This window comes from Actinomadura sp. 3N508, from assembly GCF_044326375.1.
Lineage (GTDB): Bacteria > Actinomycetota > Actinomycetes > Streptosporangiales > Streptosporangiaceae > Spirillospora.
On record NZ_JBIRAX010000002.1, the window covers coordinates 646,131 to 670,026 of the forward strand.

Annotated in this window: 20 protein-coding genes; 11 read left to right on the plus strand and 9 right to left on the minus strand. The window is 68.4% G+C overall.

Features of this window, described 5'->3' with window-relative positions:
• Positions 1 to 27: 27 nt before the first annotated feature.
• Entirely contained in the window at positions 28 to 1,251 is a 1,224-nt protein-coding gene (locus ACH34S_RS09215; RefSeq protein WP_395952051.1) for an MFS transporter, read from the plus strand.
• A gap of 18 nt (positions 1,252 to 1,269) precedes the next feature.
• On the opposite strand, the gene ACH34S_RS09220 is transcribed toward ACH34S_RS09215, so the two are convergent.
• Positions 1,270 to 2,331 (minus strand): hypothetical protein, encoded by a 1,062-nt coding sequence (locus ACH34S_RS09220; RefSeq protein WP_395952052.1) that lies wholly within the window; start codon positions 2,329 to 2,331, stop codon positions 1,270 to 1,272.
• 155 nt (positions 2,332 to 2,486) lie between these two features.
• Here ACH34S_RS09220 and ACH34S_RS09225 point away from each other — a divergent pair, with 155 nt between their 5' ends.
• From ACH34S_RS09225 to ACH34S_RS09235, 3 genes are all read left to right on the plus strand, one after another.
• Positions 2,487 to 3,872 (plus strand): WD40 repeat domain-containing protein, encoded by a 1,386-nt coding sequence (locus ACH34S_RS09225; RefSeq protein ID WP_395952053.1) that lies wholly within the window; start codon positions 2,487 to 2,489, stop codon positions 3,870 to 3,872.
• A gap of 16 nt (positions 3,873 to 3,888) precedes the next feature.
• Positions 3,889 to 4,014 carry a hypothetical protein gene (locus tag ACH34S_RS09230; protein ID WP_395952054.1) on the plus strand — a complete coding sequence of 42 codons (126 nt, stop codon included), beginning with the start codon at positions 3,889 to 3,891 and terminating at the stop codon, positions 4,012 to 4,014.
• A 119-nt stretch (positions 4,015 to 4,133) separates the two neighbouring features.
• Positions 4,134 to 7,742 carry a protein kinase gene (locus ACH34S_RS09235; protein ID WP_395952055.1) on the plus strand — a complete coding sequence of 1,203 codons (3,609 nt, stop codon included), beginning with the start codon at positions 4,134 to 4,136 and terminating at the stop codon, positions 7,740 to 7,742.
• A gap of 109 nt (positions 7,743 to 7,851) precedes the next feature.
• Here ACH34S_RS09235 and ACH34S_RS09240 read toward each other — a convergent pair whose 3' ends face one another.
• Positions 7,852 to 8,757: a LysR family transcriptional regulator gene (locus ACH34S_RS09240; protein WP_395952056.1), complete on the minus strand. Its 906-nt coding sequence runs from the start codon at positions 8,755 to 8,757 to the stop codon at positions 7,852 to 7,854.
• Positions 8,758 to 8,844: 87 nt separating this feature from the next.
• Here ACH34S_RS09240 and ACH34S_RS09245 point away from each other — a divergent pair, with 87 nt between their 5' ends.
• Positions 8,845 to 9,312 (plus strand): ester cyclase, encoded by a 468-nt coding sequence (locus ACH34S_RS09245; protein WP_395952057.1) that lies wholly within the window; start codon positions 8,845 to 8,847, stop codon positions 9,310 to 9,312.
• A 373-nt stretch (positions 9,313 to 9,685) separates the two neighbouring features.
• On the opposite strand, the gene ACH34S_RS09250 is transcribed toward ACH34S_RS09245, so the two are convergent.
• Positions 9,686 to 10,147: a MoaF C-terminal domain-containing protein gene (locus ACH34S_RS09250; protein WP_395952058.1), complete on the minus strand. Its 462-nt coding sequence runs from the start codon at positions 10,145 to 10,147 to the stop codon at positions 9,686 to 9,688.
• A 290-nt stretch (positions 10,148 to 10,437) separates the two neighbouring features.
• On the opposite strand from ACH34S_RS09250, the gene ACH34S_RS09255 reads away from it, so the two are divergent.
• Complete coding sequence (locus ACH34S_RS09255; protein ID WP_395952059.1) at positions 10,438 to 11,028, plus strand: VOC family protein; 591 nt, start codon at positions 10,438 to 10,440, stop codon at positions 11,026 to 11,028.
• A 113-nt stretch (positions 11,029 to 11,141) separates the two neighbouring features.
• Here ACH34S_RS09255 and ACH34S_RS09260 read toward each other — a convergent pair whose 3' ends face one another.
• On the minus strand, positions 11,142 to 11,924 hold the full coding sequence (locus ACH34S_RS09260) for a class I SAM-dependent DNA methyltransferase (RefSeq protein WP_395952060.1): 783 nt from the start codon (positions 11,922 to 11,924) through the stop codon (positions 11,142 to 11,144).
• A gap of 439 nt (positions 11,925 to 12,363) precedes the next feature.
• Between ACH34S_RS09260 and ACH34S_RS09265 the strand changes: the two genes are divergently transcribed.
• Entirely contained in the window at positions 12,364 to 12,849 is a 486-nt protein-coding gene (locus ACH34S_RS09265) for a hypothetical protein (RefSeq protein ID WP_395952061.1), read from the plus strand.
• On the opposite strand, the gene ACH34S_RS09270 is transcribed toward ACH34S_RS09265, so the two are convergent.
• From ACH34S_RS09270 to ACH34S_RS09285, 4 genes are all read right to left on the minus strand, one after another.
• Complete coding sequence (locus ACH34S_RS09270; RefSeq protein WP_395952062.1) at positions 12,846 to 14,006, minus strand: sulfotransferase family protein; 1,161 nt, start codon at positions 14,004 to 14,006, stop codon at positions 12,846 to 12,848. The two genes, ACH34S_RS09265 and ACH34S_RS09270, sit on opposite strands and share 4 nt — an antisense overlap.
• A 29-nt stretch (positions 14,007 to 14,035) precedes the next feature.
• Positions 14,036 to 14,863 carry an SDR family oxidoreductase gene (locus ACH34S_RS09275; RefSeq protein WP_395952063.1) on the minus strand — a complete coding sequence of 276 codons (828 nt, stop codon included), beginning with the start codon at positions 14,861 to 14,863 and terminating at the stop codon, positions 14,036 to 14,038.
• 396 nt (positions 14,864 to 15,259) lie between these two features.
• Positions 15,260 to 16,480, minus strand: coding sequence for a hypothetical protein (locus ACH34S_RS09280; RefSeq protein ID WP_395952064.1), 1,221 nt, complete (start codon positions 16,478 to 16,480; stop codon positions 15,260 to 15,262).
• Positions 16,481 to 16,575: 95 nt separating this feature from the next.
• Positions 16,576 to 17,037 (minus strand): nuclear transport factor 2 family protein, encoded by a 462-nt coding sequence (locus tag ACH34S_RS09285; protein ID WP_395952065.1) that lies wholly within the window; start codon positions 17,035 to 17,037, stop codon positions 16,576 to 16,578.
• 143 nt (positions 17,038 to 17,180) lie between these two features.
• Between ACH34S_RS09285 and ACH34S_RS09290 the strand changes: the two genes are divergently transcribed.
• Positions 17,181 to 19,115 (plus strand): HEAT repeat domain-containing protein, encoded by a 1,935-nt coding sequence (locus ACH34S_RS09290; protein WP_395952066.1) that lies wholly within the window; start codon positions 17,181 to 17,183, stop codon positions 19,113 to 19,115.
• Here ACH34S_RS09290 and ACH34S_RS09295 read toward each other — a convergent pair.
• Entirely contained in the window at positions 19,078 to 19,731 is a 654-nt protein-coding gene (locus tag ACH34S_RS09295; RefSeq protein WP_395952067.1) for a hypothetical protein, read from the minus strand. The two genes, ACH34S_RS09290 and ACH34S_RS09295, sit on opposite strands and share 38 nt — an antisense overlap.
• A 719-nt stretch (positions 19,732 to 20,450) precedes the next feature.
• Between ACH34S_RS09295 and ACH34S_RS09300 the strand changes: the two genes are divergently transcribed.
• From ACH34S_RS09300 to ACH34S_RS09310, 3 genes are all read left to right on the plus strand, one after another.
• Positions 20,451 to 21,902: an HNH endonuclease gene (locus ACH34S_RS09300; RefSeq protein WP_395952068.1), complete on the plus strand. Its 1,452-nt coding sequence runs from the start codon at positions 20,451 to 20,453 to the stop codon at positions 21,900 to 21,902.
• A 526-nt stretch (positions 21,903 to 22,428) separates the two neighbouring features.
• Positions 22,429 to 23,214 carry a glutamate ABC transporter substrate-binding protein gene (locus tag ACH34S_RS09305; RefSeq protein WP_395952069.1) on the plus strand — a complete coding sequence of 262 codons (786 nt, stop codon included), beginning with the start codon at positions 22,429 to 22,431 and terminating at the stop codon, positions 23,212 to 23,214.
• A gap of 28 nt (positions 23,215 to 23,242) precedes the next feature.
• Positions 23,243 to 23,881, plus strand: a complete 639-nt coding sequence (locus ACH34S_RS09310) for a hypothetical protein (RefSeq protein WP_395952070.1) — start codon at positions 23,243 to 23,245, stop codon at positions 23,879 to 23,881.
• Positions 23,882 to 23,896 lie beyond the last annotated feature (15 nt).

Genomic DNA, 23,896 nt, shown 5'->3' on the forward strand with positions numbered 1-23,896 from the left:
GAGGCACCGCCCGCCGGTGCCCGGTCGGTGCGTGACCACGCCCGGCGGGCGGTGAACAGCCCGCTGGCCGCGCTGTGCGTCACCGAGATCACCAGCTGGGGCGTGCTGTACTACGCCTTCCCCGTCCTGGCTCCCGCGATCACCCGCGACACCGGCTGGTCCACCGGCGCCATCACCGCCGCGTTCTCCGCCGCCCTGATCGTGGCCGCGCTGGGCGGCATACCGGTCGGCCGCGCTTTGGACCGCCGCGGCCCGCGCGCGCTGATGACCGGCGGGTCGGCGCTGGCGGTGCTGTCGGTCCTGGGGCTGGCGGCGGCACCGAACCTGTGGTGGTTCACCGCCTGCTGGCTGCTGGCCGGTGCGTCGATGGCCGCCGTCCTCTACCAGCCCGCGTTCGCCGCGCTCACCCGCTACTACGCACCCCGGCACGTCACCGCCCTGACGACCCTCACCCTCGCCGCCGGACTCGCCAGCACCGTGTTCGCGCCGCTCACCGACGCGCTGTCGTCCCAGCTGTCGTGGCGCGGGACCTACCTGACGCTGGCCGTCGTCCTCGCCGTGGTGACCATCCCGCTGCACTGGCTGGCCCTGCGCCGCCCCTTGCCCCCACCACATGATGGCGCGACGCACCCCAACGCCCCCGCCAAAAGCCACGCCACAGGACGCGCCGCCGTGTGGAGCACCGTGGGCACCCGGCCGTTCCTCCTCCTCACCGCAGCGCTGACCCTGTCGGCCTTCACCGCGTTCGCGGTCGTGGTCAACCTCATCCCGCTGCTCACCTCGCGCGGAGCCGACGCCAGCCTCGCCGCCTGGGCGCTCGGCCTCGGCGGCGTCGGCCAGGTCGCCGGACGCCTCGGCTACCGCACGCTGGCCCGCCGCACCGGCGTCCGCGCCCGCACCGTGGCGATTCTGGCCCTGTCGGCCGCGACCACCGCCGCCCTCGCCCTGATCCCCGGCCCGATCGCCCTGCTCATCACCGTTGCCTTCCTCGCCGGGATGACCCGCGGCATAGCCACGCTCCTCCAGGCCACCGCCGTCTCCGACCGCTGGGGCACCGCCGCCTACGGCTCCCTGTCCGGAATCCTCGCCGCCCCCATCACCACCGCCAGCGCCACCGCGCCCTTCGCCGGAGCCGCCCTCGCAGCCGTACTCGGCGGCTACCCGAACATGTTCCTCGCGCTCACCGCAGCGGCCGCCCTGGCGGCCGTCCTCGCCCTCGGCACCGCACCACCCGCCCCAAAGGGCCGATGACGCGGACGGACGGCCCTCTCAGGCCAGCCGTTTCCAGATTTCTCTGGACGTCCTGCCGCCGCTGCCGGTCGACTCCATTTCGAGCTCGTCGGCCGTCACCCGGACGACGTCGTAATCGATGAGCTCGTCGTCGTCGAGTACGTTCCGGACGCGATTCCCCAGGACGGGAATGACACGACCGGCGGACCGGAGGAAGCTCCAGAGCGGATTGGCCAGATCGGTGACCCTCATTTCGAGCCTCGGCGGCCGGTCGGGGTCTGCCCGCCCAACGCGCCATTCGCCGCTGATTTCACCGAGCAGCGCGCGTGCGCTGTAGGTCGACCACGTGTCCTTCAGCCGGAGAATGCGGAAGGTGAATCTCTCGTCGGGGCGGAAGTCGATCACGCCGTACGGATCGCCCGGGTCGTTGACCTGCCTGCACTCCCATCGTCCGAGGAAGGCGGAGTCGGCGGCTGCCAGACCACCCCCACCCGACCCGGCTCTTGCCGGTTCGCGGAGATGCAGCCAGCCGACGGCACGGGTCTCTTTCACATCGACCTCGATGCGCCGGAATTCGCCGGGGTCGACCGCGCCGGGCCAGCCCTGGATCACCTCGCGGTAGAACGGGTCGGAGACCACCAGGCCGAGCGGCGCGGACGAGGAGCCGAACTCGCGCTTGAACGCGGGGGCGTCCAGGAGGCGCGCGACGTGGTTGACGGTGTCGCCGACGATGCCGTTGTCGTCGGAACGCACGAGCCCCGCGTGCAGGGCGACGCGGAGGCGCATCCGCGCGTCCTTCGTGGAGTGCTTGTTGTACCAGCGCAATGCGCCGCGCAAATGGTCCGCCAGCGGATGGACGAGCCGCAGCGGCTGGTGTTCCTGGTGCGGGACGATGATGGCTCCGTCCCCGCGGTCCTCCCGGTAGCAGAGGTGCCAGGGCAGGTCGGACGCGTCGAAACTCTTTTCCAGCGCGGCGTACAACTCGCCGCGCAGCCTGGCCTGCGTATCGTTCGGCCGTCCCGAGAATGCGGCGATGTCGCAGGCGAAGACGCTGCAGTGCCTGGTCCAGCCGCTTTCGCCTTGGCCTGCGGGTGCACGCATCGGCTCGGGGCTCCCTCCCGATGAAGGGTCTCCAATGTGCCCGCGTGCCGGCTCCGCCGACAAGCGGATCAACAGATTCCCAGTGTCTCAACAGCATCGCCGGAGGTCGGTATCTTTGCCCGGTCGGGATTCTGATCCGCGCGATCGGAGGGGTGATGCCGGGCTATCCGCATTCTGAAAGCGACGGGTTCGTGCCCCTTCCGTTCGGTGCGCAGATCGTCCCGGCGCTGGGCGGCCCCGGCGCGCCCGTGCGGGTCGTGGACTGCGGCCTGGTGGACGGGCGGCCGGTCGTGATCAGCGACGGGCCCGACCACCTGGTCCGCCTCTGGGATCTGGCGTCCCACCGGCAGATCGGCCCGCCGCTGGAGGGCGAGTCCTCGATCTCGGTCTGGTCGCTGGCGTTCGGGACCCTGGACGGGCGGCCCGTCGCCGTCCGGGGCCACGGCGACCTGACGATCTGGGAGCTGACCGGGCACGGGCGGACCGAGCGGCCCGCCGAGCCTCGCTACGTCAGGTACAACGCCAGGGGTTCGATCTACGCGGTGGCCTGCGGTGTGCTCGGCGAACGTTCGATCGCGGTGACCGGCGCCTACGACCGGACCGTCCGCGTGTGGGACCTGGCCGACGGCACCCCGGTCGGCGCGCCGCTGACCGGCCACGAATCCGTGGTGCGGGCGGTGGCGGTCGGCGTGCTCGCCCAGCGGACCATCGCGGTCACCGGCGGCGAGGACAACACCGTCCGGGTCTGGGACCTGTCCAAGGGCGGGCGGCATGGACGGCCCCTGACCGGGCACACCGAACCGGTCCGCGCGGTGGCCGTGGGCATGCTCGACGGCCGGCCCGTCGCCGTCAGCGGCAGCGACGATCACACCCTGCGGCTGTGGGACCTGCCGACCGGCCGGCAGATCGGCCCCACGATGACCGGCCATACCGGGGCGGTCCGGTCCGTGGCCCTCGCCGCGCCGGACGGCGTCCCGATCATCATCAGCGGCAGCTCCGATTACAGCGTGCGCGTCTGGGACGCACGCACAGGCGAGCAGATAGGAATGCCCCTCACGGACGGCCGTACCCTCGGCATCGATTCGGTCGCCTATTCGCTCCTGGGCGGCCGACCCAGGGTGGTGGCCGCCGACGGCTACGGATTCGCCCGGATCTGGAACCTCGACGCGCACCGCGCGATGGGTCCGGGCTCGCCCACCCGCTACGCCGCCGAATTGCCCGGCACATGGACCGACCCCGATTCCGGCGACGTCTACGACCTGACCGGCCCGCTGGTCGACGACGAGGGCGGCGAGTGGAAGTACGTCGACTTCGACGGCTTCGAACCGCTCGTCACCGATACCGACGACCCCCGTCTCGGGCTGAGCGTCGCCTTCGCCCACTATGAATGGGGCTTCAGCGACATCGTCACTCCCGGCCCGCCGGCGCCCGCCTTCACCCCGATCACCACCGAGGAATGCCCGTCCTGGGGACCCGCCGGCGCGTCCGCGGCCATGGCCGCCGAGGGTCGGGAGCGGCGACCTCCTGTTCACGTCCTATGACGACGCTCCGCAGGACATGACCCTGCCGGTCCCCACGGAACTCGCCGACCAGATAGGCACCGGCTGGACGGTATGGGTCCGTCTCGTCCAGACCGAATCCGCCGGCTGGCAGTTCAGCCAGATCGGAACCGTCTTCCCCTGACCACCACTCCGCCTGCGACGGCGCCGTCCGGCTCGGCGATGCGGTGATTTCTTCAGAACTGGCGGGTGGTCGGCGGCGTCTATAGCGGTGGCGATTGACGAGTCCATGGGCGGGACGTGATGGCTGACCCCTTGCTCTCAGGTGATCCTCGGCAGCTCGGTTCGTACTGGCTCGCGGGACGGCTCGGCGCCGGTGGCCAGGGCGTCGTCTACGAGGGATATGACGGCGCGGGCGGCCGGGTGGCGGTGAAGGCGCTGCGCGGCGACCGGGTCGGCGACGCGTTCCGCGACCAGCTGGGCCGGGAGGTGGAGGCGCTCGGACGGGTGGCGCCGTTCTGCACGGCGCGGATCATCGAGGTCGGTCTCGATGACGTCCAGCCCTATCTGGTCAGCGAATACGTACCGGGCCCGGATCTGCGGACCTGGGTGGAAGAGAACGGCCCGTACGATTCCGGGGAGCTTTTCCGGCTGGCGATCGGCGTCGCGACCGCGCTGGCGTCGATCCACCGCGCGGGCGTGACGCACCGGGATCTGAAGCCGGCGAACGTGCTGCTGGGGCCCGATGGCCCGCGCGTCATCGATTTCGGCATCGCGCGTACCGAGGAAATGACGCGGAGCGCGACCGGGCAGATCAAGGGCACTCCGCGATGGATGGCCCCGGAACTGTTCCAGGGAGAGCACGCCTCACCGGCCGTCGACGTGTGGGCGTGGGGCGCGATCGTCTTGTTCGCGGCGACCGCCCGGCCGCCGTTCGACGCCGACACCCTCCCCGCGCTGGCCTTCCAGATCCGCAACAAGGACATTGATCTGGGCGTGCTGCCGGAGCCGTTGCGTTCCCTCACCGGAAAGGCGTTGTCGCGGGATCCGGAACAGCGGCCCAGCGCCATGGAACTGCTGGAGGGCCTGCTCGGCGACGAGCACGCGGACTCGCGGCTGGAGGCGGGCACCCGCGCCGCGGGTGGTCTGCCGGCGGGCTCCGTCCGCCCATCACTGGGCGAGGTCGCGGAGGACGCATACGCCCGGCTCGCCCCGGAAGCGCAGGCCGTGGTGCCGCGCATGCTGCTGCGGATGATCATCACCGCCTCGGACGCCGACCACGCATTCCGGCAGGTCACCGCAGAAGAGCTCAACGACACCGAAACAAGCGCGGAAAGCGTCCAACAGGCCCTCGATGGATTGTGTGAGGCCGGCCTGCTGGTGCGCGAGGGCGACGCGGTCAGCCTGGCGACACCCGCCCTCGTCCGCGCCTGGCCCAGGCTGCGGGAATGGGTGGACGACGAGCGCGACGCCCTCGCAGGCCACCATCGGCTCACCGACGGCGCGCGGCGCTGGAACGATCACGGCCGCAAGACCGGTGACCTGCTGCAGGGCACGCCGCTGGACGAGGCCGTCACCCGTGCCGTCGCCGGCCACCGCCATCTCGCGCTCAACCCGCTCGAACGCACCTTCCTCGATCACTCGGTGCGCGCGGCCCGGCGCAGGAACCGTAACCGCACGCTGGTGAGCGCCGCGCTTGCGATCCTGCTGGTCGTCGCCACGGCGACGGCCGGGTTCGCGGTCGCCCAGGGCCGTACCGTCGCCCGGCAGCGGGACACCGTCGTCCAGCAGCGCGACCGGGCGGTCGGCACCCGGATCGCGGCCGTGGCCGCCACGCTGCGCCACACCGACCCGGCCACCGCCCGGCAGTTCGCGGTCGCCGCGGCGAGCCTGTCGCCCGGCGGCTACGAGGCCAGGAACGCGCTGCTGACCACGGACAACCAGCCGGTTCAGTACACCTATCGTCCGCCCGGGATCGACCGGACCTGGCGCTCGGCCGCCGACCGGACCGGCCACCTGCGGGTGTACGTCCGCGGCAACGAGGTGAAGGTCGCCGACATCGACGCGCGCCGGGTGATCTCGTCGTTCCGGTTCCCGGGCGAGCCGCTCGACACCCGGTCCCCGTCCGCGGGCATCGTGTCGCTCAGCGCGGACGGCAAGGTCCTGTCGCTGGTCCTGAGGGATCACACGATCGGGATCTACGACACGATGACCGGACGGCGGTTCCCCGCGAGTCTCCGGGCCCCCACCCCGATCCAGCAACTCGACAGGCACGGCAAGCGGCTGCTGGTCGCCGAGTCCGACGGTATGAGCGTGCGGGACACCACGTCCGGAAAGCCGCTGCTGACGATCCCGTACGCGATGGGGATGGTGGACTTCACACCAGACGACAAGTACCTGGTCACCACCCATGGACCTGAGGTGGACCTCTGGGACCTGGAGGCGGGCCGCAAGGCGCGCACGCTCCGCCTCGTCCCGGGCAAGGAACGGATCTCGAACCTGGCACTCAGCCCTGACGGCACGCTCATCGCCCTGCACCAGGGCGACGAACTGTGGGTCGGGCCGTTCGACGAACCCAACCCATCACAAATGGCATTCCAGAAGGTCCCGGAACCCGCCATCGGCGAGAACCTGGCCTTCAGTTCTGGTGGACGATATGTGACTCTCCAGGGCTCGGTCTGGGACACCCAGGACCTTTCCTCGTGGATCACCGACCGGCAGCCGACCTTCAAATACTCCGACCCCGGTTGCCGCGCCGGAACGTTCGGCCCCGGGGACCGGACGCTCCGCTGCATCAGCTTCGACAACGTCGTCACCGTGGTGTCGCTGGGCGCGATTCTCGACCCGGTCGAGATATTCGGGCAGCGCAACCTCGTCGGCAACCCTCTGCTGAGCCAGGACGGTTCGACTCTCGCAGGGGTCGTACGGACCTCGTCCAACGTAGAAATGTGGAACCCCATCAAGCAGGCGCGCCGAGGATCGCTGCCGTTCCAAGGAAACAGCCCGGTAGTGAGAGGCGAACTGTCCACGGACGGGCGGCTGCTGGCAAAGGCCCATGCGAACGGGGACATCGAGATCTGGGACGTCCGCTCCAAAACACGGAAGACCACCCTGAAGACGCGCCGCCACCTGGAGTACGAACCCTTCACCGGAGACACCGTTCAGATCGCGATCTCTCCCGATGGCAGGTCACTCGCCGTGCTCACCAACGCGACCGGCCGGGCGAGCCTGCTCGAATTGTGGGACATCGCCTCGGGAGCCCGGCTCTCCGCGTCCAACGGGCAGCCGCCCGCGGGAGGACAGGACCGGATCGAGGCGGAGCACCAGACCGGCGGCGTCCGGATCCTTTTCAGCGGTGACAGCCGGACGGTGGTGTCCGCCCCGGACCAGGGCGTCGTCGAAGCCGCCACCGGCAGGCGGCTGGCCGCCCCGAATTTCGCGGTCGGCATGCCCTTGGCCGTGAACAGGAACGGCCTCGTCGCGGCGAAGAACCCCGACGGAAAGATCGCGCTCTGGGACGGACGGTCGCTCCGGCACGTCGCCGACATCACCCTCGCCAGCACCGGACCGCACGCTCCGGCGGCCTTCTCCCCCGATGGGCGCCTCCTGGCCGTCGCGGACGAGATGACGAACCAGATCCGGCTGTGGGACCTCACCCGAGGTCAAGCCCTCGGCGCACCGCTCACCGGTTTCTACCGCGACAAGAAGGACTACGGCGCCCCCATGATCGGGCGGCTGGCCTTCACTCCGGACAGCTCGGCCATCATCGCCATCGACACCCGCGGCCGGCTCCGCACCCACCGGATCGCCCCCGACAAAATCAAAACCGCTCTCTGCGCGCAGTTCGGCCCCCTGTCCGAAGCGACCTGGAGAGCACACATCCCCGAAGTCCCATACCGAAGCACCTGCTGACTAGACAGGACGACCCCACTACCGCCCGCGGCCATTCTTCGATCGCGATGGAGGCGAACACCGGCAGGAGGGGGGAACGGGCAGCAGCCAGGGAGCAACGCCTGAGCATTCAAGTGCGGCGAAGGCGAGCGGCCTCGTCCTGCAAAGCCGTCATCATCGCCTGCGCCTGGGCCGACGGCCGCGGCCGAGTCACGGCGACGGTCGCACGCCCGGTCCAGCCGCTGTCGGTGACGGCCACGGCTCGCAGGCCCGCTGGCAGGGCTGGGAGCGCCAGGGTGGGGACGACCGTGATGCCCAGCCCGGCCGCGACCAGCCCGAGACGCGTCGACCAGCTGCGCGCGGTGCGGGCGATCCGCGGGCTGGACAGGGTCGGCCAGGCACCGAACTGCGGCTCGCCGGACGCGCCGTCCCCCGCGATCCACTGCTCTTGGGCCAGGTCCGCCACGGTGACGGCGGCGTGGCTCGCGAACCGGTGCGTGTCCGGAACGGCCACCAGAAGATCCCCCTGAAGGACCGTGGTCTGCCGGAGGTCGCTCAGGTCGTAGTCCGGCAGGCCGTGGCCGACCCCGATGACCGCCACCTCCAGCCGCCCCGCCCGCAGCCGCCGGAGCAGGGCGGGCGTCGAGGCCTCGTCCAGGACCACGGCGAGCCCCGGATGGCCGGACGCCACCCGCGCGATCGCCTGCGGGACCAGCGCCATCGCGGCGGTGGGATAGGCACCGACCGTGAGGCGGCCCGCGAGCCGGTCACGCAGCCCGGCGAGCTCCAGCTCGGTCGTGGCCAGGTCGGCGAGGATCTCCGTCGCACGCCGGACGAGCACCTGCCCCGCCGGAGTGAGCGCCACGCCCCGCCGCCCGCGGTCGAAGATCGGCGCTCCGGCCGCCGCCTCCATGGCGGCGACCTGGCGAGAAACGGCCGACTGCGTGTAGCCGAGCGACTCGGCGGCCCGCGTGAACGACCCGGTGGCGGCGACCTGGTGAACGATGCGCAGGCCAGTAAGAGTGAACTCGGCCATGCCCGGACGCTACCATGCGCATTCCTCATGCAAAGGATGCCAAACCATCGTTAGACAACATGGCTTACGGCGGGCAGCCTGGATGACATGACGACGACACAGCAATTCACCAGAGATGAACTCGTAGCGCGCCTGGTCCGCGCCGGGGAGCTGGAGGTGTCGGGCGAGGACCTCACCGAGGCCGCGTCGTACTTCGACACGGAGAAGTTCCGCTTCCACGGGCCAGACGGCTTCGAGTCCGACTTCGACGGCCTGAGCGACTACTTCGCGGCAGTGCGCGAGGCGTTCGACGACCGGTCGATCCGGCGCGGGATCGTGGTGGCGGAAGGCGACCACCTGGCCTGCCAGACCTGGATCGAAGGCACTTTCGCCCGCACGTTCAGCCAGTCGCCGGCGGGCCCGCTGCCACCCAACGGCGAACGCGTCGTCTTCGACCTGATCAACATCTTCCGCTTCGACGCCCAGGGCCGCATCGTCGAAGAATGGGTGCGCACAGACAACCGCTCCCTCCTCCGCCAGCTAGACGCCAAAGGCGCTGTTGCAGCTGATTGGTGACGGCCTTATCCGGCCCGGCGGCGGAGGCTTTCTACAGCTGTGACCCAAATCCCCAAACGTGAGCGAGCGGGCTGTCCAGCAATCGACTGCATTCTCCGTGTATCGGATTCCGAGTCGCGAACGCTCAGGCGAGTACGGCGGCTACACGGCGCCTTGGCTCGGCTCCCCTGTCCGTAGCGGAGCGGATGCGTCGCGGGCGCCGGCCGGGCAAGCCGATCCGCGCGAGTAACTCCTCAATCTCGTCCGCCACGCAAGCGGGTCAGCCCCCGGGCACCTCTTCGCTGGCAAGTACGGCCACTGGGCTCAGTTGAGTTCGTACGTACCTCGCACAGTCGTGCGGTGGCCGTCGGCCTTCACGCCAGCATGTGGTTCCTCATGCTGGACGGGGGATCTCCCGGGCGATCGAGTCGATGAGTCCCTGCGGGTCTTCGAGGATCTCGATCGTGGCCTGGTCGACGAGGAAGTACTGGCCGCCGTCCTCGCGCGGGTTGGTGTAGGCGGCGGTCGCGACGAGCCGGTGGAAGTCCGCGATCACCGCGATCGGATAGCCCTGGTCGAAGACCTGGCCGTGCGCGGCCGTGGCGACCGTCCCGGCCTCGTACCAGGTGATGAAGTACTGCGCCGGGCCGATCTTGAAGACGCGCAGCGTCGGCTCCGTCTGCTGCACGCCGGTGAAGTCGCCGGACATGCCGGTCCACACCATGGTCGACTCGTCCGCGTAGTGCTGTTGCAGCACGTTGCCGGATCCGTAGTGGAAGTTGGCGCGCAGGCCGACGAGGTCGGTGCTGACGGGATGCGTGCCGGGCACGGGGAAGAAGCGCATGTCGAGGTCCATGCGGCGCCTCCTTGGCGTGGTAGCGGGACAGTGGCCGGAGGGACGGACGCCCTGGGACGTCACCCTCCGGCAATGTCGTTTGCTACCAAACAATATCGGGTCGGCGGCTCCCGGCACAGGTGTTGGTGGGCCTTGCCTCGGGGGCGGCCCAGAACGCGCCGCCAGGGCGGGACGGGCGTCCATCGTCCGGATGGCGGGAAAGTGTCGGCTCGCGGGCGTGGTGTGCCGGGCTGCCTGCTGAGACCGTGGGCACCCTGGTTGGACGAACCGTACGGACATGGGAGGTCGCGGTGCAGGAGAGGTCGGCAGGGGCGCGGGTTCGCCGGTTGCGGGTGCGGCGTGCGCTCACGCAGGAACAACTGGCTGAGGCGGCCGGTGTCGCGGTCCGTACCGTCCAGCGGGCGGAGGAGGGGTCGATGTCGGCCGAGACGGTGACGGCCCTGGCCGCCGCGCTGGAGGTGCCGGTCGAGACGCTCACCACCGCCGGCGAGACCGGGGACTACCCGCAGATCACGCCGATGCTGTACTACGCGGACGTCCGCAGCCTGGACTGGCTGGTGCGGGTGTTCGGCCTGACCGAGCGGACGCGGTACGTCGCACCGGACGGGCGGATCGAGCACGCCGAGTTGTGCCTGGGCGAGGGAGTCATCATGGCCATCGGCCCGTCCGAGGCGGGCGTCTCGACGACGCCTGCGGCGCTGGGCGGAGCGTCCACGCAGAGCCTGTACGTGATGGTCGACGACGTCGACAAGCATTGCGAACACGCCCGCGAGCACGGCGCCGAGATCATCACCGAGCCGGAGAACGCGCACGGCCACCGCCGCTACCTCGCCGCCGACCCGGAGGGCCATCACTGGCAGTTCTGGACGGCCCTCCCATAACCCGCGCGGGCGCGGGCACGCTGCACCCGGGGTGAACATCGCCGCCCGCAACAGATCAGGCGTAGCCCCCGCCCCTCCTGGTGCGCGCGGCCTGCATGACGGTTATGCGTCGGTCATTCGGGGTGGGTTACGCGGATTTTGGATTGGCCGTGCGGGAGTTCTTCCCAGTCGTCCATGAAGCGAGCGGCGAAACCGTGCCGCTCGGCGAGGGAGATCAGCGTTTCGGTGCGGTAGTAGAAATCCTCGCGGAGGACGTGATGCTCGGTCCCCTCGGTGCGGTCGAAGGTGAAGTCGAAGAAGCCGTCGGGTGCGAGAACGCGGCCGACGTTGGCGAGGCATTGGTCGATCACCTCGATGGGCGAGTGGCTGAACACGCTGTGCGCGTGGACGACGGAGAAGTGCTTGGATGGGAGGAACTGCAGCGTCAGGTCGTCGACCAGCGTCAGGTGCGGCAGTTTCTCACGCAGTTCCTGACGGACGAGCGTGTTCTGCGCGGCGAGCAGGATGTCCGGGGAGATGTCGATGCCGTAGTAGTTCCCGGCGTCGAGGTAGTCGATGAAGCGCCACCCGGCCCGCAGGTTGCCGCAGCCGATCTCCAGGACGCGGTCGTCCGGCTTGAGGCCGTGTTTGCGCAGGTAGTCGAACTGCATCTGGCCGAGCGCAAGCCAGCGTTCGTGGCTGCGGCTCCCGACCGCGGCCTCCGGGTTCTTGGCCGTGTCGGATCTCATCACGGCCCGGTAGTAGGCGACGTGGTCGCGGCTGGAAAGCCGGAATTTGAGGTCCCTGGTCACCCGTGCCAGGTATGACTTGATGCGATCCGGATTCTGCGCGGCATAACGCACTTTGTACGTCAGGCTCGCGCGGTTTCTGCGGGTCGGCGGGAGCGGTTCGGTCATCGGTCTCGTCCCCTGGTACGCACTCCGCGGGCCGATTCGTCGCCCGCCCCATGTCCGGCCCCTCGATGAGAGAACCGGCTGGAAGGGCCCCTACCCAGCCCCCTAGCCGATAAGCCGCCACCCGCACGCCCACGGCACGGCCCCGGCGCCGCGCGACCGCGGCACAGCACGACCGCGGCACAGCACGACCGCGGCACAGCACGACCGCGGCACAGCACGACCGCGGCACAGCACGACCGCGGCACAGCACGACCGCGGCACAGCACGACCGCGGCACAGCACGGCCGCCGCGCCACACGACCGCGCACGACCCGCCGCCTGCCTCGGGTCGGCTTCGCGTCCGATGAGTTTCGCCTCACCGGATCGTCTACATAGTGACAATGTCCCTTCCGCGTCTGCGGGGGAAGCCCGAGACGAGATCACGAGGAGCGTGCGCACGATGGTCGAGGAGAACGTGAGCGCCACCCTGGTGTTCAGCGTGCCCGCCGCGAGGGTGTTCGCCGTGCTGGCGGACCCGACGACGCATGCCTCGATCGACGGCACCGGCTGGGTCCAGCAATCCGCCGACCAGGCGCCGCTGACCGAGGTGGGGCAGATATTCCGGATGGACATGCATCACCCGAACCATCCCAACGGCGGCTACCGGACCGCCAACAAGGTCCACGTGCTTGACCCGCCGCGCGCCATCGGCTGGTTCACGGGGACGGAGGACGACGACGGCCGTCTGGAGTTCGGCGGCTGGTTCTGGCGCTACGACCTCGCACCGCGCGGCCCGTCCGAGACCGAGGTCACGCTCACCTACGACTGGTCGGCGGTGCCACCGTCCATCCGCGAATACCTCACGTTCCCGCCGTTCGGCCCCGAGCATCTCATCAACTCGCTGCACCACCTGGCCGAGCTGAGCGCCGACCCCTCGAAAGGCTAGAGGCGCAGGTCAGCGGCATAGTCGGCGAAACGAGCGTCGACCTGTTCGCCGGTCAGCCCGAAATCTTGCAGCGCGTACCGATGCGCCGGTTTGGCAGCCCCGGAGGCGCTTTCGCGGTGCAGATCCGTCATAGCCCTCCGCGCGGCGTCGGTGAACGGCAGGCCGAAATGGCGGTAGACGCCCTCCACCGTCCCGATCGGGTCGCGGACGAAGTCGTCATACCGCACGTCCGCGAACTGCGCCGGATCATGCCGGGCCCGCTCGCTCCGGAACCGGTCGAGGCCGCGGCTCCACAGGTCGAGCTGGTCACGGCCGATGGTCGCGCCGGTGAACACGTCCGACCAGCCCGCGGTGGCGTGCGCGGCGAGGCTGCACATGGACGCCATCGCGGTACGGGGCGCCCGGTGCGTCTGGACGATCAGCGCGTCCGGGTAGACCTCCAGCAGCGCGTCCAGGGCGAACAGGTGGCTGGGGTTCTTCAGCACCCACCGCCGTCCCGCATCGTTCAGGCCGATGAGCTGCAGGTTGCGGCGATGCCTGCGGTAGGCGGGCGCCCAGTCCTGTTCGGCGAGCCAGGACGAGTAGGCCGGGACGTGCGCCAGGCACTCGAACGAGATCGACTGCATGCTCTGCCGCAGGAGCTGCCAGCACTCCTCGACCGTGTCCGCCGAGATGTAGTGGACGCCCATGAACTCGGGATTCTCGACGTGATGCCAGCGGTATCCGGCGTCGATCGCTTGGAAGACCGGGTCGTCCGCCCAGGTCTCGCGAGGCGGGCGCGGTTGCGGCACCTCGGCCAGCCAGAGGTCGAGGCCCTGGTGGGCGGGGTCGGCGGTGAGCAGCCGGTGCAGCGCGGTCGTGCCGGTGCGCGGCAGCCCGGTCACGAAGATCGGACGCTCCACCGCGACGTCGGCGTGCCCGGGGTTCCGCCGCCACGCCGCCTCGGAGAACTGCCGGGCGACCAGGGCACCGCGCAGCATCGCGCGCTGCGCCTTGTTGCCGAGCGGGGTCAGCCCGGCGTCCTCGGCAAGGGACTCCAGCAGGACCCTCAACCCGGCCAGGTACGCGCCGTCGCCGAAGTCGTCCAGGCCGGTTACCCTGGCGGCGGAGGCATGGAGATCCTCGACCGTGCCGACGCTGTCGCGTCCTGTACTCATCGACGCCTTCCCGGGGATGCGATGGGTGCTCAGTGGTGCCATTCGCCGGAATTGACGTCCAGGCACTGGCCGGTGATCGCGCGGGCCAGCGGCGACAGCATGAACACCACGGCGTCGGCGACCTCGTCCGGCTCGGGCAGCCTGCGCAGATCGGTGGTCGCGGCGTTCTCGTCGTACACCTGCTGCGCCGGGACGCCCCGCTTCTTGGCGAGGTGGTCGAAATACCACTTCAGGTTGTCGGCCCAGATGTATCCGGGCGCGATCGTGTTGACCCGGACACCGCGCGGCCCCAGCTCCGTCGACAGGTTCTGCGCCATCGCGAGCAGCGCCGCCTTGGCCATCTTGTACGCACCGAACGTCCGCCGCGAGTGCCGCAGCACCGCTGAGTTGATCATGACGACGGAGCCGCGGGACTCTTCCAGCATGGGGACGAACAGGCGGGTGAGGCGCAGCGCGGCCAGCAGGTTCGTCTCGAAACCGGCCCGTACCGCGTCGAGGTCGACCTTGGTGAGGTCGGTCAGCGGCGGTGTCGCGAACGCGTTGTTGACCAGGCCGTCCACGCGCCCGAAGGTCTCGCGGGCCACGTCCGCCAGCCGCTCACAGGCCGCCGGATCGGTGATGTCGGTAGGGACGGTGACAGCCCGTCGCCCGACCCCCTCGACCTCCTCGGCGACGTCGGCAAGCCGCTTCTCATTGCGCGCAGCAAGGACGACGTCCGCCCCAACCTTGGCGCACTGAATCGCCAGCCCACGTCCCAAACCGGGCCCGACCCCAGAGATGACAACGACCTTCCCACCCAGCAGCCCGGGCCCCAACGCCTCAACACCCGACACCTCGGCAGACACCTCACCCACCACCCGAAGATTCAGCACCCGGCAGGCCGACACCCCGCGCGCCGCCGTCGCCCGACAGCCCGGCGGATGACGCCTCGATGGCCAACGAGTAGACGACCGAAAGTCCGGCACCCGGCAATCGTGTGGACGACGGGGCGGCAGACGCCCCATTGACAACGGGCAAGTCGGCGAACAACAGGCGGGCGCCTGACGATCCGACGACCGAGGGCCCGGCACCCGGCGGCCCGGCGGCAGGCGGCCAGGCGGCTGGCGATCCCACGACCGAAGGTCCAGCGGACGGCGCATCGGCGCCCAGCGGAGCGGCGTCCGGCGAAGCGGCGAACGGTCCATCGGCGGACGGCCCATCGGCGGCCAGGGCATCGGCGCCGGGCAAGCCGGCGGATGGCGGGTTGGCGGGCATCAGCCGAGCATCCGGCGGGCGACGGCGACCTGGCGGGTCGCGATCCGTTGCGTCCATTCGGGTTCGGTGACGCGCTGCCGCTCGTAGTAGGGGAGCCGGCGCGGCAGCTCACCGAACGGCATCACCTCCACGGACGGGCCGTCAGCCGGCGTGAGGTCGCGGGTGAGGCGCTGCCAGCGGAACTGCAGGTAGCCACGACGGTGTCCGGTGCGTTCGACCCAGTTGGCGAGGCCGGGGTCGCGCTCGCTGACCACGTAGCGGATCATGCCGTCCTCGTCCACGCGGGCCTGGTCGGCGGTGAGGCTCGTCTGGTGGTTGATGTAGTCGAGCGAGATGTACCACATACTCCCGAGCTGAAATCCCTGGTAGGGCGCCACGGCGCGGTCGACGGCCGGGGCGGTGATCACCATCACCTCGTCGTCGTCCAACTCGTAGTGGCCGACGGACGAGAACTGTGTGGCCAGCCCACCCGGCGTGGGTCGCGGCTCCGTCAGCGTGTTGACCGGCAGCTTCAGGTAGTGCCATTCAGGAAAGGCCAGAAAGGTGCGCAGCCTGGCCAGCAGCATCTTGCCCGCGACCTCGTACCGCCTGGCCATCCGCTCGGACGGGACGGGTGACGGCGACGTCCCGAGCGTGTCGGCGCGATGGATGCGGATCTCACCCGGCCGCTCGTTCTCCCAGTCGCTGAACACCTCGCGGACGATCAGCATCGCCGAACCCGGAGGCAGCGCCACGTACCCGGAGCCCGCGCCCGGTCTCGGCGGGCCGAAGCGGAGCTGGAACGTCCCGTCCTCGGCGATGTCCAGCTCACGGTCGTCGAAGGCGGTGAGGCTGTCGGGCGACCTGCTGGGCGAGTAGTCGCCGTTCATGATCTGAAAGCTCAGATCGGCGGTCGTGCCACGCCGCCCGGTGACCACATACTCGGCGTCGTCTCGCAGGTAGGCGTGGAAGTACAGCGTGTCGGGATTGTCGAGGCCCAGCTTCGTGTAGGGCCCGGTGGAGGACGCGAAGTAGGGGTGTTCGTGCTGGTAGGCGCCCACCATGTGCAGCGACGCCTTGATGCTGCCCGCGAGGTAGTCGAGCCCCTCCGCCAGATCCTGATCGGACGTGACGTGCGGCGCGCTGCGGATGATCCGCTCCGCCTCGACGACCGCTTCAGCGAACGACTGCGTCGCCGACCCGGAATGGCCGATCTGGCTCGCGGCTGGGTCGATGGCCACCGGACACTCCTGGGATCAGAAACGGCATGCAGCGCACGTCCTCGGAACGGACGACGCTAGAACCCGTTCTATATCGAGTCAACGCGCTGTCCCGGTCAATGAGAAGTGGTGAACTTCAGGCTCGGTGCGTCGTCCAGGGAGACCGTGTACTCGTACGTCCGCCGGTGGCCCGTCCGCTCGACCCGCCACTGCCCGTCCGCGCCCCGCCGGTACGCGTCGTGGTAGAACGCGGCACCTCGGATGAGCAGGCGATGCTCCGGAATGATGATCGTGTCGTCCAGCGACCAGATGCCGGTGGCGCGCTCACCGTCCACGTCGATCTCGGGGCAGCCCGCCGTGTGCGTGGAGATCTTGTCGGGCCCGAGGTTCGCCCGCATGTACTCGATGATCGCGTCCCGCCCCTCCAGCCTGAGCGTCTTACCGAGCAGCGGAGTGTCGTACTCCGCAACAGCATCTTCGGTGAACACTTCGCTGAACTCGTCCCACAGCTTCAGGTCGACGCACCGCAGGTACCGATGCTTCAACCGGCGGATCTCTTCCAGCGCAACAAGGTCCATGCATCCACCCTGACGGATGAGACAACCCCAGACAAGAACGTGTTCTAACTCAACTCATCACCCAAGGGGCCCGACCGCCACGCTCCCCTAGAGCACAATGGCGAACACCCAACTCAAACCGTCCGGAGAGCTCGCCCGCCCCCATGAAGAACCTCGGCCAGCAGCAACCACCCACGATCGGCCGCTTTCACCACACCGCCGACTGGCCGGCACTGACCCACGCCTACGGCCGGACCGCAGCAGCCGTGCCCGAACTGCTGGAGCAAGCCGCCTCGGACGATCCGACACTGGCCGAAAAAGCCCTGCACAACCTGTCCGGCACGATTTACCACCAAGGCTGGGTCTACCCGGCAACAGAGCCTGCCGTCGCCGCACTCTACGAACTGGTCTCGGCCCCGGCCACCCACCACCGCCCGCGCATTCTGGGACTTCTCTCCGACATCGCCACCGCGATCTGGGACCTGGACGAGCACGACGAGGCCGAATACGACGACCCGTCCCTCGCAACCGTCCTCGACTGGGCACGAGCGGCCCGCAGCGCGGTGGAGGCCGGCGTCCCAGCACTCCTGACCCTGCTGGACGACGCCGACCCATCCGTAAGGGCAGCGGCCCCATTCGTCCTAGCCGACTTCCCCACCCACGCCCCCGACCTCGTGCCACGCCTCCAAGAAGCGACAGCCACCGAACAAGACGCGGGCGCCGCCGCAAGCATGATCCTCGCCATCGGCGACATCTGCTCGGACCGCAGCGACCGGCCGCTGACCTGGCTCACCAAGCGATCGACCGACCCGAGACGCGAGGTACGAGCCGCCGCCGCGGTGGCGGCGCTCTGGTGCGGCACCGGCGATGACCTGCTGGAAGCCATCACCGAGGAGGTCCAGGCGGCCGAGTCGGCGCTTGACGACCAGCTATGGGTCCTGGACGGTGGCCGCACTGCCCTCCTCCTCGCCGCAGTGAACGAACACCCCGTCCAGCACATCCGCCTGACCCGCGACGCACTCACGGCACCCAGCACGCCAACCGTCCATCGCACAGGCGAGATCATGCGCACATGGCGCGCGGCCCCGGCGGAGCTCCTCCCTGCACTCGCCGACCTCCTCACCACGGACCTCACCAAAGAAGCCATCTGGGAGATCAAACAAGGCGGCCCGGACATCGCCCTCGTCGCCGATGCCCTCCTCCCCCTCCTCACCCATCCCGACGATCTGATCGCGGGCAGCGCCCTGGAGGCCCTGGCCCGAACAGGCGACGCGCGATGCATCCACGCATTAGCCGCCGATCTGGCCGAGCCGCGCCTGTCATTCCACCCATCCGCGGCACTCGCCGGCATGAAAGACCACACCGCCGCACTCCTCACTCCCATCCAGGAATTCCTAGCCACCCCAAAGAAGGGCACGGACTTCGCAGGCAATTACCTGATAAGCATCCTGAAAGCACTACCCACATGGGGCGACCAAGCCCTGCCCCTGCTCCCCGAACTAATAACCCTCCTAGAACGACGCAAGGCAGTCCCCGCCACCGCAGAAGCCTTGGCCGCTCTCGGCCCCGCCGCCACGGAGGCCGTCCCCGCCCTACGCCGCTTCCTGGGACGCAAGCACGGCCCCCACACCAGCCAGAACGCGGCCTGGGCCCTATGGCAAATAACCGGCGAAGCCGAGGAACCCCTCCGCTACCTCCAGAGCACTTTCCACCCAGCCCTACAAGACGAAGACGCCGAACGCCTCTTCAACTTGGGGCCGGCCGCCAAGCCCGCACTTCCCTTCCTAGACCTAGAAGCCGCCCCCGCAATCATCCACCGAATAACAAACGACATCGATAGAACGCTCCCACACCTACTAAACGCCGTAGCCGCGACCCCCACCGGGATGCTCGCACTCCACTGCCTAGCCGAAATCGGCCCGCCCGCAGCAGCCGCCATCCCACCCATCCGCGAAATCGCCGAGAGCCCACGCGTCCTAGCAGCCGGCCCCAGCGCGGAAAGAATCGCCACCGACCGCACCTACCAGGCCACAGCCACCACAGCCCTGGCACGAATAGAAATCAATCGAGGGCCCTCAAGCGAGCGGCAACATTCCTAGCCAGGCCCACCACCTGCGCCCGCTCCTTCTCCCCCGGCTCCGTATGCGTACGAGCCGACACGTCCACAACCACGTTCGAGATCCGAAACTTGGCGTGAATGTCGAAAACCTCAACCCGAGCAAACACAATCACATAAGAGGCTCTATCAGTGGCCCCGTAAATCTTCTCCGCACCATCCACCACCGACACCTGCGATCCGCGCCGAACCCGATTCTCGTACCAGCGAGCCAGATCCTCCTTCGCACGCTCCGGCCCCGAGCCGCCCGGGCTCGCATGCACCGTCTCGGCGAACACCCGAACCGTCCGGAACGGGCGGTCGACCCCTCTAGGAACGCTGCTCCACTTGCACTCCGACTGAGCATCGCCACCCAGCCCAAGAAATCCCCGAGGCTCGGAATCCCCGGGTTCCCGCCCCCCATTGCTCACCAAAGTCGCGAGCGTCGCCGCATCAGGCAAGATCCGGCAGGCGTCGACGTCCTCGAACCGCCCATCCGAGTTGAACACCCCCAACTGCCACCCCGCCATCGCCCCACACCCACCAAGAAGGGCGACAAGCCCCGGCACAAGTACGAACACCAGCCGCGAACGCCCCCTGGCCCGAACCGCTGCAACCACCCACTCAGAGTGACACACCGCACCACCACACCAACCCCAGACGACCAAGAACCCAACAGCCAGATCAACACCGACCCATCAATTCTCAGGAGGGCAGCGCCTGATGACCGCTAGTTCATGGCACGCTTCGCCCCCGAGAACATCACAGCTCACCTTCCGGGCTGGCGACCGCAGGCGTACTGCCGAGCGAGACGGCCCGCGCTGCCGCATCCGCGCCTTACCTTCCCGGTAAGCCCGCGTTTCACTACCCGAACAGACAAACATCTAGCCCTAGCCAATCGCATAGCGACTACCGGCGCCCGGACGCCATATCCCCACACCTGGCGCGACGTCCAGCAGGCAAGCGACTGCGGCCGCTCCGTGTAAGAGAGGGGCCGGCCACGGCGCTGAGATCTGCGTGACCAGATTCGGCGACGGCTGGGCCGCAGCCCGCCCGTGGTCAACACGCCGAGGCCTGTCGACAGCGGTGGCCCTCGAGTTGACAGCAACGCTCCTGGCATGCGGCTACGACATGTCGCTTCTCGCCTCCCCGGTGAACGGACCCGCAACGATCTCTCGCTAGCCGCGCCAGTCACCCTGGGCTCGACGGCACTCCTGGACGACGAAGTATGGCGCCCGAACGGCCGTGCGCGGGCCTCTGACCGCCGCCGCCTTGCCTCAGCACGTCCGCCGTACGCGAACATGTCCAGAATGTCGGTACATTCCGCCAGAATCTGACCATGGCCGCATCGACGATGCTTTCTGTCGGACAGATCGTCAGGTATCCGGACCCGCCTGCCCCGGAGCCTGAGCACCTTGACGGCTACCGGAACTTCTTCAACCTGACAGCCATGCCGGCAAGCCGCCGACTCATCATGAACCGCGGCATCGACCACCCCGCGTGGGTCTCCGCACCAGAGGGCCGGAGGCGACCAGTGATCTTCCTCCGGTCCAATCCGCTCCAGGCTGGCTCGTCCAAGACACCGTGGCATGACGAGATTGATGTGGTAGGCGGGCGAGTTGTCTACTACGGCGACCACCGTCCGGACACACCCGCCCCTTTGGGGAGTACCCGCGGCAACGCCATCCTCCTTCAAACGGCAGAGGCTCATACGTCCGATATCGCTGATGTACGAGCAGCAGCGCCTCCGCTTCTCATCTTCCGCTCGACTCAGCGCAACCAGAGCAGCAAGGGGTACCTCGAGTTCTGCGGTATCGGAATTATTGAGCACGCCACGATCGCCGAACTCGAAGACCCAGGTAGTCACAAGCATTTCTCCAACTACGTGTTCCATATCTCGCTACTCGATCTCCGCCCCGAAGGCAACCGTCTGGACTGGCGTTGGATAAACGCGCGACGCGACCCCACTTCCACCCTCGACACGACGACCGCCCTCGCACCGGACTCTTGGGTGAACTGGGTCAAGGGCGGCGCCATCAAGAAAAGCCGAGTGGAGCCCAAGATGAGATCACCAGACTGGGTATGGGATGAACTGGTCCTGGCATGTGCACTCGTCCACCGAAATAACTGGCACGAGGTGAAGCATTACGACAAGCGCGCCTCCGAACTGTCCGAACTTTTGCAGCAACTACCATTCCATCCTCCGACGAATCGCGGTAGCGACTTCCGCAACACCAACAGCGTCCAGCGGAAGACCGCCGACATCGTGACCGCTCATCCGGACTACACAGGAGCAACCACACGAGGTGGCAGAGCAACGCGACAGATCGTCGAAGCCTTCCTCGCCGATCCACCGAGAATGCTCGCCGCCGCCGACCGCATCGCGGCGGCGATAACTTCAGGAGATCAGAACCTTCGCGAGGTTATCGCGACTCCGAGCCCTGACGAGGACGAGGAGACCGCGCTCGAAGGGCGGAGCCTTGAACGCCTGCACCGCTTCCGTGAGCGTGATCGCGGGCTACGAAAGAAGAGAATAGACAAGACCCTCGCGGAGGGAGGCGACCTCGCCTGCGAGGTCTGTGGGTTTAACTTCACTCGGGCCTACGGCACGCATGGCGACGGTTATATCGAGGTCCATCACCTGATTCCGTTGCATGAAGCCGGGGAATCGGAGACGAAACTGAGTGACCTTGTTCTCCTCTGCGCCAACTGCCACCGGATGAGCCATCGGCGTCTTCAGACGACAGGCACGTGGCCTTCGCCTGACGAACTACGTGACCTCATCAAATAGCTACCCTTCCACCAAGCCGTCTCGCCTGCCGGTCACGACGGATTGGGATTCGCCTCGCCGAGGCCATTCGGCTACTTGCGGAGAACTTACCGATTCACTCATTCTGGCCACTGTTGGTCGGACGCAAGCGCTCTATGGGCTCGACTCACATCAGGGCCCGCGAAAGTCGTCAAGTTGGCTCTGAGGCGCACGAAGTGAATCTCTGGTTAAGCCGTGGCCTGCGGTCGCGAATGTGCGGTTGGGCGGGATTGTGATGTAACTCCTTTCTGTGTTCAGGTTGCCGACAGATTAGTTGCCGTGTTCACGATGGGGCCACTGCTGCAGCGCTTCAGAGAGTTGCGCACGGCAAGACAAAATGGCTTAGGACGCGGCACCAGAATTGGAAGATAGCGGCAGAACAGAGTTAACTGGCGGCGAAGCTTCTAGGCTCAAAACGAGTTCTGGGAGGTGCTTGGGTCATTCGATGGTAGGGAGGTGGTCATTTGGTGTTTATCTGGTGACCAAGTTTGGGCGGTAGTTGTGGGGGGTGCGTGTTGTTCTGGGGGTTTTGCTGGGTTTTGTGCTCGTGGGGTGTTCGGCTGCGGGGGCTTCTGTTTCGGGCGGCGATGTCGTCGTGGTCGGGGTGAAGGCCGATCAGCCTGGGCTCGGGTTCAGGGAGGGTGCTGTCTTCCGGGGGTTCGAGGTCGATGTGGGGACGTACATCGCCCGGCATATCGGGGCCTCGCGGGTGGAGTTCCGGGAGGTCAGGTCGGATGACCGGGAAGAGAAGCTGGACGAGCGGCAGGTTGATCTGGTGCTCGCCTCGTACTCGATCACGCCGGATCGGGCGAAGCTCGTCACGTTCGGTGGGCCCTACTACGTGGCGCACCAGGACATCATGGTGCGGCGCGGGGAGACCCGGATTCGGGGGGTGCGTGACCTGGCGGGGCAGCGGATGTGCCAGGCCAGCGGGTCGGTTTCCACCGAGCGGGTGGTCACGGGGCTGAGCATTCCCGCGAGGCTTGTTCCGGGGTCGTCCTATAGCGATTGTGTGGCCAAGTTGCGCGGTGGGATTGTTGACGCCGTTTCCACGGGGGATCTGGTGCTGGCCGGGTTCGCGGCCCAGGATCTGGAGATCGTGAACGCGCCGTTCACCGATGAGCGGTACGGGGTCGGGCTGCGGAAGGGCGACGTCGACGGGTGTGAGGCGGTGAACCGGGCCCTCACGACCATGTATCAGGACGGGACGGCCGGGCAGTTGCTGCGCAAGTGGTTCGGGAAGAGCGGGATCGAGCTGGTCGAAGAGGTGCCGCAGTTCGAGGGCTGCTCATAATGTCGGTGCCGCTGCCTAGAGTGGGCGGGTGGCTGAGGACAGGGTTGTTTGGGACGAGCTCCTGGCGGCCGGCTTCCTGCATGCGCTGAGGGAGGCCCACCGGGACGCGACGCTGGCCGTCCTGGGGTCCTTGAGCCGGGCGGCGGGGTTCACGGAACGGTCGTACGGGGTCAGCGCGTTCGACGTGCTGGCGACGTGGATCGACCGGGTCTTCGAGGACGAGCCGCAGGTCGTCCGGGACGATCTGAACGGCTCGCCCGGCTGGCGGTATGGGCCCTACCGGGTGCTGCTGAAGCGGCACGAGTTCGGGAACGTGCGGGGCATCCGGTGGGATCGGGACAGTCCCACCAAGCAGGCCGTGGCGCGGCAGGGATATGTCGAGGATCCGCAGCTGGAGCTGCCGCTCGGCATCGGCCGCGACACGCCCGGGGTCGTGACATTGGTGCTCGCGCACAGCGCGACCGATGAGCCGCTGGAAATGGAGCTTTTCCTGGGGCGGCCCAGGTGGAACGCGGACGGAGGGACGGCCTGGCACTGGGTGCGGCAGCTGGACGACGCCATTGGCCCCGATCCACGTCGTAAGCTCGTCGAGCGGACGATGCCGTTGTGGGACGACGGGGAAGCGGATGTCCCGATGCGGCTCCGTGGGGAGACGAAATCGGCCTAGCAAAGGGTGGCGCGG